The 14590-nt window shown below is 40.4% G+C and carries 17 protein-coding genes and 3 pseudogenes; 4 read left to right on the top strand and 16 right to left on the bottom strand.

The features are described from left to right. Window positions 1-6: 6 nt before the first annotated feature. From MST20_RS14145 to MST20_RS14105, 9 genes and pseudogenes are all read right to left on the bottom strand, one after another. Complete coding sequence (locus MST20_RS14145) at window positions 7-342, bottom strand: thioredoxin family protein (RefSeq protein ID WP_243942983.1); 336 nt, start codon at window positions 340-342, stop codon at window positions 7-9. 361 nt (window positions 343-703) lie between these two features. Beyond that, window positions 704-1480 (bottom strand): sulfite exporter TauE/SafE family protein, encoded by a 777-nt coding sequence (locus tag MST20_RS14140; protein WP_243942981.1) that lies wholly within the window; start codon window positions 1478-1480, stop codon window positions 704-706. Between the two features lie 61 nt (window positions 1481-1541). Next, window positions 1542-1769: a sulfurtransferase TusA family protein gene (locus MST20_RS14135; protein ID WP_165427629.1), complete on the bottom strand. Its 228-nt coding sequence runs from the start codon at window positions 1767-1769 to the stop codon at window positions 1542-1544. Between the two features lie 33 nt (window positions 1770-1802). Continuing rightward, on the bottom strand, window positions 1803-2930 hold the full coding sequence (locus tag MST20_RS14130; RefSeq protein WP_377905437.1) for an MBL fold metallo-hydrolase: 1128 nt from the start codon (window positions 2928-2930) through the stop codon (window positions 1803-1805). A gap of 3 nt (window positions 2931-2933) precedes the next feature. Then, window positions 2934-3503 carry a sulfurtransferase TusA family protein gene (locus tag MST20_RS14125; protein WP_243942979.1) on the bottom strand — a complete coding sequence of 190 codons (570 nt, stop codon included), beginning with the start codon at window positions 3501-3503 and terminating at the stop codon, window positions 2934-2936. A 58-nt stretch (window positions 3504-3561) separates the two neighbouring features. Continuing rightward, window positions 3562-3930, bottom strand: a complete 369-nt coding sequence (locus MST20_RS14120; RefSeq protein ID WP_243943425.1) for a rhodanese-like domain-containing protein — start codon at window positions 3928-3930, stop codon at window positions 3562-3564. A gap of 23 nt (window positions 3931-3953) precedes the next feature. Next, window positions 3954-4436, bottom strand: coding sequence for a DsrE/DsrF/DrsH-like family protein (locus tag MST20_RS14115; RefSeq protein WP_243942977.1), 483 nt, complete (start codon window positions 4434-4436; stop codon window positions 3954-3956). Between the two features lie 156 nt (window positions 4437-4592). Then, window positions 4593-4853 (bottom strand): metal-sensitive transcriptional regulator, encoded by a 261-nt coding sequence (locus tag MST20_RS14110; protein ID WP_059231383.1) that lies wholly within the window; start codon window positions 4851-4853, stop codon window positions 4593-4595. A gap of 22 nt (window positions 4854-4875) precedes the next feature. Further along, window positions 4876-5118: pseudogene (locus MST20_RS14105) on the bottom strand (sulfurtransferase); the annotation flags it as partial. A 205-nt stretch (window positions 5119-5323) separates the two neighbouring features. On the opposite strand from MST20_RS14105, the pseudogene MST20_RS14100 reads away from it, so the two are divergent. Continuing rightward, window positions 5324-5519 (top strand): annotated as a pseudogene (locus MST20_RS14100) (hypothetical protein); the annotation flags it as partial. A gap of 69 nt (window positions 5520-5588) precedes the next feature. Here the strand turns inward: MST20_RS14100 and MST20_RS14095 are convergent. The 6 genes and pseudogenes from MST20_RS14095 to MST20_RS14070 all read right to left on the bottom strand — a co-directional run bounded on the left by MST20_RS14095 (window position 5589) and on the right by MST20_RS14070 (window position 9998). Then, window positions 5589-6185 carry a class I SAM-dependent methyltransferase gene (locus MST20_RS14095; protein ID WP_243942976.1) on the bottom strand — a complete coding sequence of 199 codons (597 nt, stop codon included), beginning with the start codon at window positions 6183-6185 and terminating at the stop codon, window positions 5589-5591. A 44-nt stretch (window positions 6186-6229) separates the two neighbouring features. Further along, window positions 6230-6934 (bottom strand): annotated as a pseudogene (locus MST20_RS14090) (DNA alkylation repair protein). Window positions 6935-7354: 420 nt separating this feature from the next. Then, window positions 7355-7744 (bottom strand): tautomerase family protein, encoded by a 390-nt coding sequence (locus MST20_RS14085; RefSeq protein ID WP_243942974.1) that lies wholly within the window; start codon window positions 7742-7744, stop codon window positions 7355-7357. Between the two features lie 534 nt (window positions 7745-8278). Beyond that, window positions 8279-8836, bottom strand: coding sequence for a 6-phospho-3-hexuloisomerase (gene hxlB, locus MST20_RS14080; RefSeq protein ID WP_243942973.1), 558 nt, complete (start codon window positions 8834-8836; stop codon window positions 8279-8281). After that, window positions 8833-9465 (bottom strand): 3-hexulose-6-phosphate synthase, encoded by a 633-nt coding sequence (gene hxlA, locus MST20_RS14075; protein ID WP_243942972.1) that lies wholly within the window; start codon window positions 9463-9465, stop codon window positions 8833-8835. Before hxlA ends, hxlB begins: the two co-directional genes overlap by 4 nt. Window positions 9466-9650: 185 nt before the next feature. Next, window positions 9651-9998: a winged helix-turn-helix transcriptional regulator gene (locus MST20_RS14070; protein WP_003183789.1), complete on the bottom strand. Its 348-nt coding sequence runs from the start codon at window positions 9996-9998 to the stop codon at window positions 9651-9653. Window positions 9999-10279: 281 nt separating this feature from the next. On the opposite strand from MST20_RS14070, the gene desA reads away from it, so the two are divergent. The 3 genes from desA (at window position 10280) to desR (ending at window position 13191) form a co-directional block, all read left to right on the top strand. After that, window positions 10280-11338, top strand: a complete 1059-nt coding sequence (gene desA / locus MST20_RS14065; protein WP_243942971.1) for a Delta(5) desaturase DesA — start codon at window positions 10280-10282, stop codon at window positions 11336-11338. A 121-nt stretch (window positions 11339-11459) separates the two neighbouring features. Next, window positions 11460-12572 carry a two-component sensor histidine kinase DesK gene (gene desK, locus MST20_RS14060; protein WP_243942970.1) on the top strand — a complete coding sequence of 371 codons (1113 nt, stop codon included), beginning with the start codon at window positions 11460-11462 and terminating at the stop codon, window positions 12570-12572. A 19-nt stretch (window positions 12573-12591) separates the two neighbouring features. Continuing rightward, on the top strand, window positions 12592-13191 hold the full coding sequence (gene desR / locus MST20_RS14055; protein ID WP_020452333.1) for a two-component system response regulator DesR: 600 nt from the start codon (window positions 12592-12594) through the stop codon (window positions 13189-13191). Window positions 13192-13264: 73 nt separating this feature from the next. Here desR and MST20_RS14050 read toward each other — a convergent pair whose 3' ends face one another. Continuing rightward, complete coding sequence (locus MST20_RS14050) at window positions 13265-14314, bottom strand: NAD(P)/FAD-dependent oxidoreductase (protein ID WP_243942968.1); 1050 nt, start codon at window positions 14312-14314, stop codon at window positions 13265-13267. Between the last annotated feature and the right edge of the window lie 276 nt (window positions 14315-14590).

Raw genomic sequence — 14590 nt, 5'->3', positions numbered from 1 at the left:
AGCTATTTATTCCTCGTACAATTGATAGACTCTTTTTAACTTCTGTTCAAGCTGCTCAAAATGAACAAAACGCGCTTCTCTTAGATATTCGGTTCCCTCAATAAACAAAAGAAGCACTGGAATTGTGAAGACTGAAAACCTGCCGGCAACCTCCTCCACTATATCAGCGTTGATATGCCCTAATTTAATCTTTGGAAAGCGGGTCAACAGTACTCTAAGCTGCGGCAGAACAGCGTGACATACTGTGCATTGAGGCCTTGATATATATATAAAACTTAATTTATGACCGGTTATAAACTTCTCAATTGCCACCATTGAAGTCAGATCTGTAATCTCTTTCATCCAATTCCTCCTTTAAAATGAAATTTTCTCTGATCTGTTTATCTTAAATATTAATTTAAAATATCAACCTAAACTTTCACTGTTGTCATCATAATAACGAATATCAGAATCCTTGTGAGAAACGGGCACCGATCAAGAGTTTTACCCGCCAGAGAAGGGAAAGTGCTCATCTTATTGACTCATAATTGTTTAACTCCCATAATACTCATTAAACCAATAAGTTTTTTTCACAACTATTTAAACCTGTCCAAATCGCCATTATTAAAAAGAATGTCATCCAGCGCTTGAAACGATGATTGAATGCGATCGAGTTTCCTAACATGAAAGCAATCGACTATTGAACCTGTTGGGTCTTTCATTTTCAAAGGTATCCTAACCAGATTTTAATGGCTGCCGCTGCTATTAATAGAGCTAAAACCCATTGCAGGAATTGTGTATTTACCTTTTGTCCAACTTTTACGCCAAGAGGAGATGCAATTAAACTAGCGATCATAAGAACCAAAGCCGGCCCAAAAAGCACCTGTCCGGTCATTACTTTTCCAACTGCTGCGCCGATGGAGGAAATAAATGTAATTGCAAGAGATGAAGCAACGGTGATTCTTACAGGAATATTTAAAAGCGATAACATAATAGGAACTAAGATAAAAGCGCCGCCAGCTCCTAAAACACCTGATACGCCGCCAATGATAAAGGCTAAGGACGAAGCTAACCATTTATGAAATGTGACTTCTTCGCCTTCCCTACGTTCTTGTCCTTTTTTAGGTGTAAACATTAATATAACAGCTATAATAGCCAAAATTCCGTATATGAAATTCATTCCTTGTTCAGATAAACGATGAGAAAAGTAACTCCCCAATACACTCCCAATCAGGATACTGCTTCCCATGTAAGTGATTAATGGTTTATTTAAAAAACCACTCTTACGATAAGCCCAAACACCGCCAAATGTTGCAAAGAACACTTGAATCGCTCCTATCCCTGAAACTTCATGGGCTGTTAATGACATCACTCCCGCTAGAGAAGGAATGTACAACAACATAGGATAATTAATAACAGATCCGCCAATACCAATCATTCCGGAAATAAAAGCGCCAATAAACCCTATCATGAAAATCGTGATCATAAAGGCAATATCCATTTTGGTTTCCTCCTTTTCAAAGGAAAAGGGTATCTTTTGATTCGATACCCTTTTACATCCATTAGCCTTTTTTAATCCAGAATTTCAGTACATCGCCCTCTTCAGTTTGCTCTAAAAGGTCATGTCCGCCAGATTTAGACCAAGCAGCTAGATCATTTTTAGCTCCCTTATCTGTTACATGAACTTCTAATATTTGACCTGATTCCAGTTCATTCATCGCTTTCTTTGTTCTGACGATTGGCATTGGGCATGCCAGTCCTTTTGCGTCTAATACTTTATCTGATTTCATATTCATCTCTCCTCTTTTTAACAGAAACTTGTGTTACCGAATTGCACATCGGTTTGGCCCAATCTCCATCTCACGCTGTTTTTCTTCATCAGGGTTGATTTTCCCCATGTTTGTTTCACGAATTTCTTGATATGCATGAGGTTGCGGAGGTAAATGATCTGTCACCAGGTGTCTGAATTCTGTTTCATCCGCAATGTTCAAACCATGGTTCTCGGTAAATAATGTACTTAGTTTTTGACCAACACTTCCATCCTCATTTAGCTCATCAATGATCATAAAGTGTGCCGGTAATACGATTAAATCCTTCGATAACGCTTTGTAGCGGCTATAAAGCGTTTTTCTTAAATCTCCTACCCAATCTTCTGCCATACCTGCTAAATCCGGTCTGCCAATGGAATCGATAAACAAGATATCTCCTGAAAGAAGATACTGATCATCGACAATGAAAGAAGTGGAGCCAATGGTGTGCCCAGGAGAATAAATCGGTTGAATTTTAATCTTTGTATTTCCGATGATGATATCATTTCCTTCTTCCAATGGTTGATAATCGAAGACCACTTCTTCAGCATCTTTCGGCGGCAGCCAATAGGTTGCTTTTGTTTTTTCAGCAATGATTCTGCCGCCTGAAATATGGTCTGCGTGAAGATGTGTATCAAATACGTGAGTAATCATTGCGCCTTTTCCCTCAGCAAAATCTATAAAGACATCCGCCATGCGTGTCGCATCGATAATCGCTGCTTCACCATTGGAAATGACCATGTATGACAAGCAGCCTTTCCCGATTCGAACAAACTGATACACTTCACCGCCGTCTTGTAAATCCCCGACTTTTACCGGCTCTAAATGCTCACTCCATGCTTTCATCCCCCCCTTAAGATAGGATACAGAAAGACCTGCTTCAGAAAGCATTTCAGATACCATGACGGATGAACCTTCTTTTGCACATACGACTAGCACTTCTTTATCGGATGGAATGTTCTCTAAGATATCTTCTACGCCATCTAAAAGATCAAAATACGGTACATTTAAATGGTCAACATCATGCCCTTCAATCTTCCAATCGCTAAAATCATGTTCATTACGTACATCCAGAATAAACAAAGGTACCTTGTTAAAGATTTTTTGTGTCACTTCATTTGCGGTAAGTGCTTGTACGGCCATGTTTTATATACCTCCTTTTTCTGTTTGTCCTGTCCATTCACGCATACCGGAGACAACGTTAATCACCTTTTTAAATCCTTGTTTTTTCATCGTGTGGGCTGCCATTTCACTTCTTCTTCCCGAATGGCAGATAATATAAATTTCTTCATCTTTGTTTAACTCGTTAGAGCGCTTTTCCACTTCACCAAGAGGGATATGCACTACACCTGGAATATGAGCTTCTTCATATTCCTCTGCCTCGCGGACATCTAAAATATTGAAAGGCTCATCACTTTCCACTTTCTGTTTGAAGGCTTCTAATGAAATTTTGGGAATTAAAGATGCATTTTCTGATGAATAATTTCCTCCTTTTCGAAGAAAATGACGAAGTATTTCTCCCTCTGTTTCAGTACCTAGATATTCATGCCCTGTGCTTTTTGCCCATGCTTGCAGGTCTGCCGTAGAACCTTTGTCTGTTGCTTGAATTTCTAGTATTTCACCAGCTTTTACATCTTTCATTCTCTTTTTCGTTTTTACGATAGGCATTGGGCACGCCAAGCCTTTAGCGTCTAGAACAACATTTGCTTTCATCATTTTTTTCCTCCTTCTCTCTTATAGGGGTGGGGGTATACCATCAGTTAAAAAATCGGTGTTAATGCCACGCATTCATGCCGCCTTTTATATTTGTGATATGTTTAAATCCTTGTTTTTTCAATACTTTACTTGCCTTTAAACTTCTCATTCCACTTTGACAGATCACAAATACGGCTTTATCTTTCGAAAGCTGATCAGTTTGGCGAGGCAAGTCAGACAAGGGAATATTTTTAAACTCTTTAATATGCCTTGTCCGGAACTCACGGGGTGTTCGTACATCGATAAACTGTTTGTCTTTATTTTTCAATTCTGACTGTAAATCAGCAGTTGTTATTTGTTTGACACCTTGCATTGGTAAAAAACGGCGAAATACAATCCAAAGTATCAATAAAATGAGTATCGCAGTCATGATTGCGCCGCGATCCATCATAATTTATTATCCTCCCTCCATTAGATAAATAAGTTGACATTACCTTCTTCAGCATCTGCTAAATAAGCTGCTACTCCGGCATAGTCGATATCATCTAATAGTTCTTTTTCCTGCAAACCAAGAAGATCCATTGTCATCGTACAAGCTACAAGCTTCACATCCTGGTCTTGAGCCAACTCGATTAACTGTGGCAATGTCAGCGCGTTATGCTTTTTCATAACATTTTTAATCATTTTAGGACCCACACCCGCAAAGTTCATTTTAGATAAACCCATCTTATCAGCACCGCGAGGCATCATTTTTCCAAACATTTTTTCAAGAAACCCTTTTTTCACTGGAACAAGTTCTTCTTTACGCAAAGCGTTTAATCCCCAAAAAGTATGAAAAATCGTCACTTCATGATCGTAGGCAGCAGCACCATTTGCAATAATATAGGCCGCCATTGCTTTATCATAATCTCCGCTAAATAAAACAATTGTTGTACGTTTTGTTTGTTCTGTCATGTTTAACCTCCTAGCCTCCATATACCTATAGGGGTATATGGAAGTTTAAAATTTTTTCTGAAGATCTGCTATTAGCCAACTCATTAAATACCGGTGGGGGTATATTATAAAACATATAAAAATTCGTCAACCTTAAATTATAGGTTGATGAATTTTTTATCGGCTCTTTACCAATAAGTCGACCGCTTCTTTTACTAAGCTGGATGTGTCTTCTCCCTGTTCCAAGCTTTCACGAACACAATGTTCAAGGTTTGTACTCACAATAACACCTAATGCTCTATCCATTGCATTACGAGATGCTGCCAATTGAGTGACGACTTCTCTACAGTCTTTTCCTTGCTCCATCATCGTCAATACACCTTTAATCTGTCCTTCTATCCGGCGCAAACGATTTTTAATCTTTTGATCATACTCCATATCGCTAAAATCCTTTCTTTTATTAATTTCCGCTTTGCAAGTTTGCCAATTCATAACTGTTCACAAGAATACCTTTGCGCTTTAGACAACGAACGCCTAAATTAAATTCTACCCTGTAACGAGCTATTATGTGTATCTTATCACGCGGAATCTCTAAATAAAAACGTTTTAGATACGCGTATGGGAATGTTTAAAATAAAATCTTCTGATAGATCGGGTACATCGTTTAATCGCGCATATCTATGATTGCCATATCTGCGGCTTTTTTTCATCCGGTTATAGGATCATAACGTTCGAATGATGATAAGCAGAAATGATATAGCTAAATCATTAGTTTTATTGACACCACCTTATGAACTTTCTTTATCGCTTACGAAGTAATATTATACCCCATACGGTATATTGTCAAGCACAAAAGTTAACTTCTTATCTCCTAAAAATAAGAAACAAGCTGATTTATCAACTTTGTGCACATCGACGTCTCGGACGGCCGACAAAAAGAATCCATCACCACACGCTTCGGTCTTGATTTAAAAAAAGAGAACACAGAAAGGAAATCGCAAAAGATCTCGACATGCAATGGAGCCATGTGTCCGAACCCGGAAAACGGTGTCGATGAGGATGTTTCATGAATTTTACCGGGCGGAGAAGGTGAAGCTGAAGAAGAAGATGTGCCGCATGAGAAGCCGGATCGTTTTCCGGCTTCCTTTATTTCATTTCAAAAAAAACAAGAAATCACTTTATGCTGCTGGATATAAACATTGAGGCATCTTGATTCATAAAAATACGATGTCCGTGATAGAATGTCTTCATTTCAGTTGATTTAAATCCAACATCGGATAATCTTTTTTTCAATTCTTCGTGCGAAAAACCGCTGTGGACTTTCGGATGTTGAATTTTATCGTTTTTGTCAAAATCAATAATCATGAGCTTTCCGCCATGATTTAAAATACCGAACAATTCTTGTAAAATTTTATTCGTATCCGGAATATGAAGAAGGACGAGTGACATTAATACGATGTCTGCCTTTAATTCCGGAGTTTCTTCGGTAAAATCTGAATGAAGCACTTTTGCGTTGGCGATTCCTTTCCGAGAAATTTTAGCTTTCGCCACCTCCAGCATTTGTTTTGACGAATCGACCAACAAAATAGACTGTACTAAATCTGATAATTCTAAACTAATGAGACCCGTACCGCTCCCATAGTCAATTAAAGATTTTGACTGACTATTTCGCAATTCCGGTCTTACTTCATCAACAATCACTTTTGCTAACTGAATTCTTTCTTCTGTATCATAGCGATTTGCCATCTGTTCAAAAACGTTATTTTCCATGCTCTGCTCCCTAGTTATTTTTAGAAGTTTCACTGCAGACTATGCTAACACCTTACATATTTTCGTTTGAAACCAAGCGGCCCCTCTCTATATCCATTTGAATATTTTGGAAGCGCTCAGGATACTGCTTTTTTCTTGTCCCGCCGAAGTTCGACCGGGCCTACTGCTTTTGCGGTTTCAACCGTCTTTTCATGGAGCGGCACATATGAAATCCCGACTGTGTAGATAAAGTTATTCATAGCCGATTTTGTTCGATCCGGAGAATCGTGAATCGCATGTTCCACCTGATCAAGCATACCGGCCATCTTGGTGACATTAAATTCATCGTCTGACCGATTACCTAAAAGCCAGCAATAACAGCTCCAGCCTGCCGACATTCTGAGTTCTTCCCCGCTTGAAATCCATTTATCTGCGACAGCTTGCGCAAAATCGGTTTCTGCCAAAGTTACGGCAACAACATAATCAGAAAGCATATAAAAATACGCCGCATCGATCCAGCGCTCAAAATCCGCTTCAGTCATTGTCATTGGGTCAGCAATAATGCCGGCAAAATACATGGCATCGTAGTTCCCGGTAGCGTAAAGCTGCTCCGCCAAAGGCTGATTTTTCTTGATTTTCTTTGCGAGAGGCTTCATTTTGCTTGTCGCCACGCCAAAAAGCGGTTCGTGTGCACCATTCGTTATGTATCTTTTTTTCATGTTTTCCGTACCCAACGCTTCCAGTTCCTTCATAACCGTTTCAAGATCCATGCTTTCACTTCCTACTTTAAATTAAATTCGTTTCTTTTATTCCATTATCATGCTCTTTCACTTCATCTAATCATTACAAATCCACTTTATTTGTTTTAATGCTCTCATAAACAGTACATCAGCATGAAAAGATCAGTTGCCATGAATGATCCTCATCTTTTTTAGCGGCAGTTTTGATTCCTAAATCTGATGAAAACTAAACTTCCTCTGCAAATCATTTATGTTTATTATATGAAACATTTTAACAAGCAGAAAGGGGTTGTTTTTGACCGCCTTTTCTCTTCATGCGTCAAATTCGAATGCCGCCAATATTTGCAACAAAAAGAAGACTCTTAAAAAAAGAGTCTTCAATCGTTTCGCCAGCAGCTCAAGCTTTTCTGAAGGGATTCAGATGTCCCTGTCAACATTCCTTTTGTCCGCTTACAGCTTTCCAGTTAAAAACTGCGCCTCGCCGAGGCCGAAACTCCAATCGGCATCTCCATTTTCCGTGATGGACACCATGACATCTTCAGGTGAAATGCCGCATTCCGCTTCGAGCCTTTCAGCAAGTAAAGCATACAATTTCTCTTTTTGACTTTCCGTTCTTGTTTTACTGGTGATGCTGATCACAACCAGATCCTTTGATCTATTCAATCCCAAGCCTGTATCTTGGATAATAAGCTCATTCGCCGAATGCTGATGAACAATTTGATAGCGGTCTTTCTCCGGAACGTTAAACGCTTCTACCATCGCATCGTGCGCGGTGTCTAATAATTTTTTTAATGCTTGTTCATCACGGCCTTCTATTAGATCGAAACGTAGTAATGGCATTTGTTTATCCCCTTTTTGATCGTTTTAAATTTTGTTAGAGAAATAAGAGGTTCCACCTGTCCTTGATCAATTGTTTCGATATGGATACAAGGAATGATTTCTGCTAACTTGATAAAAACATAACATATAACCAATATATATTCAATAATTGATCATCTGTTCATCTCGTTTATCAGAACAGAAGATACAAGGCTGGATAAGCTCACAATCAATATTTAGGAGATTAGTATATAAACAACACTTTATCAAAACGTAACAACAATGTGATTATCAATACCCTATTTATTTCTTAAAGAAAGTACAAGCTTTCTCAACACGAATATGATTAAAGCAGCAACAATAATTGAAGGTATAAACCCAATCAGGCTAAAACTTGTAAGCATGATAAGCTCCTTTCTTCATATGTCTATTTAGTCCCTGCTCCAGTTTACGTTATCTACATTTCAAAAATATAATAAAGATGTAAATGATATGTTGAAAACAGGTTTGTAGGCAAAAAAATCACCATCCAAGATGACGGATGGCGATTTTCTATTATTCAAGATTGGCATGATTTCCATACATGTTATGAGTATTCAGCCCTTTCATTTCCATGATTCGCAATATGATAGCGTCATAAAACAATAAAAGAGTCTGTTCAAAAAGCGAGCCCATCGGTTGTATCGTCTGTTTATTGCCCGTCGTTTGATCTTTTGGGGAGCCGGGCAGCTGCAGTATCAGGTCAGCTATTTCAGCTATCGGCGAATCTGGAGAGATCGTAACTGTCGCTACAGTGCCTCCGATATCTTTTGCCTTTTCCGCCATATGAAGCAAACTTTCTGTTTTCCCTGACCCTGTGCCCACGATAAGCAAGTCTTTTCCGGTAAATGGTGGTGTTACGGTTTCTCCTGTTACAAATGCATCAATCCCCATGTGCATTAATCTCATAGCAAATGATTTCCCCATTAAACCAGAGCGGCCTGCACCGGAAACAAACACTTTTTCAGAAGACATGATAGTGGATATTAAGTCTTCTATTCCTTCCGCTTGATTTTGAGAGGTTGCATGATCAAGCTCTGCGATAATCGCTTTTACATAATCATAAGTCTTCATGATTGTTGAATCATCTGTTTCATTTTTGCGGCCGCTGCCGCTTTATCATCTTGATTTGCAATACCGCCCCCGACAATAATCAAATCAGGTTTTAATTCAACGACTTCGGGCAATGTATCTAATTTAATTCCGCCTGCAATAGCCGTTTTAGCGTTTTTCACAACATTTTTAATCGTCATTAAGTCTTCAAATGAATTTTGGCCAATGGCTTGAAGGTCATAACCGGTATGCACACAAATATAATCGACACCAAGTTCATCCAATTCTTTAGCGCGCGATTTGATGTCTTTAATCCCAATCATATCCACGAGGATTTTGTTCCCTTGGGCTTTTGCCTCTTCTACAGCGCCTTTAATAGACATGTCTTCAGCAGCCCCTAAAATGGTGATGATGTCAGCTCCTGCTTCTGATGCTTTCATCACTTCATACCCCGCCGCATCCATAATTTTAAGGTCTGCCAGCACTTTCAAATTCGGGAAAGCGGCTTTCACCTCTTTCACTGCACGGAGTCCTTCATTTATCACAACCGGCGTACCGATTTCTACAATGTCAATGTATTCTTCTACTTCTTTTACTACTTCGATGGCTTCCGGTATGTTGACTAAATCTAATGCTAACTGTAATTCCACTTGCAATCACCCCTGTTTAAATTAAGAATTCCGCGGATTGTTCTTTTGATATTTTGTTACATGAAGAGTATAACAAGGGGAAAATTCCTTTAATAGTACGCACTTTTTTTTTACATACTATACTTTTACTCATATGGTATAGAAAAAGATACTGTCTCCAAAACAGTATCTTAAAGTCAATCATTCTATTCATCATCTTTTGAAAAGTTAGTTTCTATATAATTTTTACCCCATTCATACATCGCCTCTAATATAGGCATTAAACTTTCTCCTTGTTTTGTTAGGGAATATTCAACTTTCGGGGGAACAACCGGATATACTTCCCTATGTACAATATGATCTTCTTCTAATTCACGCAGCTGATTTACCAGCATTCTTTGCGTAATGCCGGGCATCAAAGCTTTTAATTCTCCGAACCTTTTCGTACCTTCTTTTCCTAAAAACCACAAAATCAGCATTTTCCACTTTCCGCCGATAATGTTGAGCGTCAGCTCCTTCTCACAATTAAATGTTTTATTTTCCATTCGTGACATATGAATTCACTCCTTATCTAAATGACTAAAATATGATCATCAATTACATCATTGTAAAAGAACTTTGTTTAACGAATCAATCATCGCGCTCTTACAAATTCCTTTATTCGCCATAACATCATGCGGATTTGCCCCATTATAACATTGTCAATCTTCTTATCCATTCGAATGAAGGAAACATGACAAGTGTCATGTTTGAAGCATGATGTGTGCTACTACAAAGACATCTCGCTGTGCCGTAAACTTAATTTAAGACCCATTTATGAGAGGATAACTTTACTATGACTGAACAAACTATTGCCCATAAACAAAAACAGCTAACAAAACAGGTTGCTGCGTTTGCCCAGCCTGATACCAAAAACAGTCTCATTCAGCTCTTCAATACGTTTATTCCTTTTTTCGGACTTTGGTTTCTTGCCTATTTCAGCCTCGATGTCTCCTATCTCCTTACTTTAGGAATAACGGTGATTGCCGCAGGGTTTTTGACGAGAATTTTCATTATTTTTCACGACTGCTGCCATCTGTCCTTTTTCAAACAAAAACGCCATAACCATATTCTCGGCTTTTTGACAGGCGTTCTGACTTTATTTCCTTTTCTTCAATGGCAGCACAGCCATTCGATTCATCATGCGACAAGCAGCAACCTGGATAAACGAGGAACAGGCGATATCTGGATGCTGACGGTAAACGAATATAAAGCCGCACCTTTACGCACAAAAATCGCATACAGACTTTACAGAAATCCGTTTATCATGTTTATTCTCGGACCGATTTATGTCTTTCTGATCACAAACCGCTTTAACAAAAAAGGCGCAAGACGAAAGGAACGTGTGAACACATATCTCACCAATCTTGCGATCGCGGCATTGGCTGCTGTCTGTTGCCTGATCTTTGGCTGGCAATCGTTTTTGCTCGTACAGGGTCCGATCTTTCTGATCTCGGGTTCGATCGGCGTCTGGCTGTTTTATGTTCAGCATACATTTGAAGATTCTTATTTTGAAGCGGATGAAAACTGGAGCTACGTTCAGGCCGCTGTGGAAGGAAGTTCATTTTATAAGCTCCCGAAACTGCTTCAGTGGCTTACAGGCAATATCGGGTACCACCACGTTCACCATCTGAGCCCAAAGGTGCCTAACTATAAACTTGAAATCGCCCACGAGCAGCACGAACCACTAAAAAACGTCCCGACCATCACTTTAAAAACAAGCCTGCAATCACTCGCGTTCCGGCTTTGGGATGAAGAAAAAAAGCAGTTTGTAACCTTTCGGGACATGAAACAAACATCTTCCCATCTTCCGCAGGATTCAACGGAAAAACAGAAGCTGCGGAAGAACGCCTGACGATGAGGAGGTCTTCTTATATCAACAAGAAGGCTTCCTTATTTATTGTCGGATGATGCAATCCGGTTCAGGCAATGGTAAAGTTACTCTAAAGATGAAAAGCTGAAAAAGAGGTTATATCATGTTCAAAAAGCATTTTGCATTTCAAAAACTTAACGGGATCTCGCCGTATATATGGACGATATTTTTCATCCTGCCCTTCTACTTTATCATGCAATCATCATCTACACTTGTCATCGGCATCGGCATCATTTTGACACTTTTATTTTTTGCGGTATACAGATTTGCTTTTGTCTCAAAAGGCTGGGACGTTTATTTGTGGGCGTTTATTTTAATTGGCATTTCAACCGCCTCGATTATGCTGTTCAGCTATATTTATTTTGCTTTTTTTATCGCGTATTTTATAGGTAATATTAAAAAACGAGCCCCTTTTCACATTTTATATTACGTTCATTTAATAAGCGCATCCGTCGCTGCCAACTTCAGTCTCGTCTTAAAAAAGGAATTTTTTCTGACACAAATTCCTTTTGTCGTCATCACTCTCATCAGCGCAATTTTATTGCCGTTCAGTATCAGAAGCCGCAAGGAGCGCGAACGCCTCGAAGAAAAGCTCGAGTATGCTAATGAACGGATCGCCAATTTGGTAAAATTAGAAGAGCGGCAGCGGATTGCCCGCGACCTCCACGATACACTTGGACAAAAGCTGTCTCTGATCGGTTTAAAAAGCGACTTGGCAAGAAAATTAATTTACAAAGATCCCGATCAAGCCGCGCGTGAACTGAAAAGCGTTCAGCAAACTGCGAGAACTTCTTTAAATGAAGTCAGAAAAATCGTATCCTCCATGAAGGGCATCCGGCTCAAGGATGAAATTATGAACATCAAACAAATTCTTGAAGCAGCCGACATTGCGTTTATCTATGAAGAAGATAAATTGCCGGAAAATATCTCCTTGCTTAATGAAAACATATTGAGCATGTGCTTAAAGGAAGCTGTCACGAATGTCGTCAAGCACAGTCAGGCTAAGACCTGCCGCGTTGACATCCAGCAGCTCTGGAAGGAAGTTGTCATTACAGTGACTGACGATGGAACGTTTCAAGGTGAAGAGAAGTGCTTTTCAAAAGGACACGGCTTGCTTGGCATGAGAGAACGGCTTGAATTTGCAAACGGAAGCCTTCACATTGATACAAAAAACGGAACTAAGCTTACCATGTCAATTCCTAATAACTCAAAATAAACAAAAAAGGATGGCTTGCATGATTAGTATATTTATTGCGGAAGATCAGCAGATGCTCTTGGGCGCTTTAGGATCGCTACTGAATTTAGAAGATGATATGGAAGTCGTCGGCAAAGGCACAACCGGACAGGATGCCGTTGATTTCACAAAAAAACATCGGCCTGATGTATGTATTATGGACATTGAAATGCCGGGAAAGACGGGGCTTGAAGCTGCTGAGGAACTAAAGGATACAGGCTGCAACATTATTATCTTAACCACTTTTGCCCGCCCCGGTTACTTTCAGCGGGCTATTAAAGCAGGTGTTAAAGGCTATTTGTTAAAGGACAGCCCAAGCGAAGAACTTGTGAGCGCCATCCGCAGCGTCATGAAAGGAAAGCGGATCTATGCGCCTGAATTGATGGAAGACATGTACAGTGAGGCCAATCCCCTAACAGATAGAGAAAAAGAAGTGCTCGAACTTGTGGCCGACGGAAAAAACACAAAAGAAATCGCCCAAGAACTCAGCATCAAAAGTGGAACCGTCCGAAATTATATCTCAATGATTCTTGAAAAGCTTGAGGTGAAAAATCGGATCGAAGCCATTACCCGTTCAAAGGAAAAAGGCTGGTTTAAATAAAAAGAGGATCTTGGCATATCTCCAAGATCCTCTCGACGAATCAGCCGCTCCCTCAGGCGGAAACGTTCCTTTTCTACACGAACATCTTCTTCACAAGCTCGCGGTTGCGCTCTTTGAAAACCTCATTATGTGACGATACCATCGCACTCTTGTGCGCTTCGGGATCGATAAAGCGCTTGGCGCTGTTGACCGCGTTTGCCGCATCCTGAAACGCTCCGGCGATCAGGTGCAGCTTGCCTTCATAATGCACAATATCCCCCGCCGCATACAGTCCGGGCACGGAAGACTGGCAGTTTGCGGTACCTTTAATATAATAGTCATCAACCCGGTTAATATGAAGCCGGCTGTTCTCCAGCAGTGAAGTATCGCGTTCATAGCCATGGTTGATGACCACCTCGTCGACAGGGAGTTCCATCACCTCACCGGTTTGCGCGTTCGTGAGCTCGACCCGTTCGATCACCTCATGATCATCTGAAGCGATCAGCTTGGTAATCTGGGTATGGAAGAAGCAGCTCACCGAGCTGTTCAGCAGCTGATCCACCTGGGCCTCATGCCCGCTGAGCGCATCTTTGCGGTAAGCGAGGTAGACCTTTTTCGCTACAGGTTCGAGCTCGTTGGCCCAGTCGACAGCCGAATTGCCTCCGCCTGATACTATGACCGTTTTATCTTTAAAATGCTGCAGCGATTTAACCGTATAATTCAGATTGGACACTTCAAAACGCTCTGCTCCTTCTATTTGAAGCTTTTGCGGATTGAGGATGCCGCCGCCCACGGCAACGATGACCGTCTTGGACAGATGCACCCCTGAGGCAGCCGTATGTAATTCAAACAACCCTTCTTCATTGCGGGCAATCGATTCAACTTTCTCATTCAGCAGCACTTCAGGATGAAATGTTAGCCCCTGCTGCACGATCTGTTCTATCAGCCTGGCTCCGGAAATCGGTGTTAGCCCCCCGACATCCCAGATCATTTTTTCAGGATAAACGTGGACCTTGCCGCCCAGCATCGGCTGATATTCGATAATCTTCGTTTTCATTCCCCGCAGCCCGCTGTAAAAGGCGGAATATAACCCGGCCGGACCTCCGCCGATCACGGTCACGTCAAACACTTCATTTCTGCTCATCGCTCTTCACTCCCGGTATATGTCATGAGTTTACAACCTCAAACGTAAATGATTATCATTATCATTAAGTGTACTTTGATTGCTTCGTTTTTACAATCCATTTTAATAAAAAGTTCATTCTTCGCCCACTTCAATTTTGCCTCTCCCTCTTTGCGCTCGTTCTTCACGGGATGCCGCCGCTCCCCTATTCCGCAGCATTTAGGCAGTTCCTATATCTTACATTGACAAGGATATGCTTCCTGCATAGAATGAAAATGATTATCAACTTCACTTAGG

The organism is Bacillus sp. B19-2 (assembly GCF_022832475.1).
GTDB lineage: Bacteria > Bacillota > Bacilli > Bacillales > Bacillaceae > Bacillus > Bacillus paralicheniformis.
Note: the sequence above shows the minus strand (reverse complement) of the source record. Positions and strands in the feature narration are given on the sequence as shown.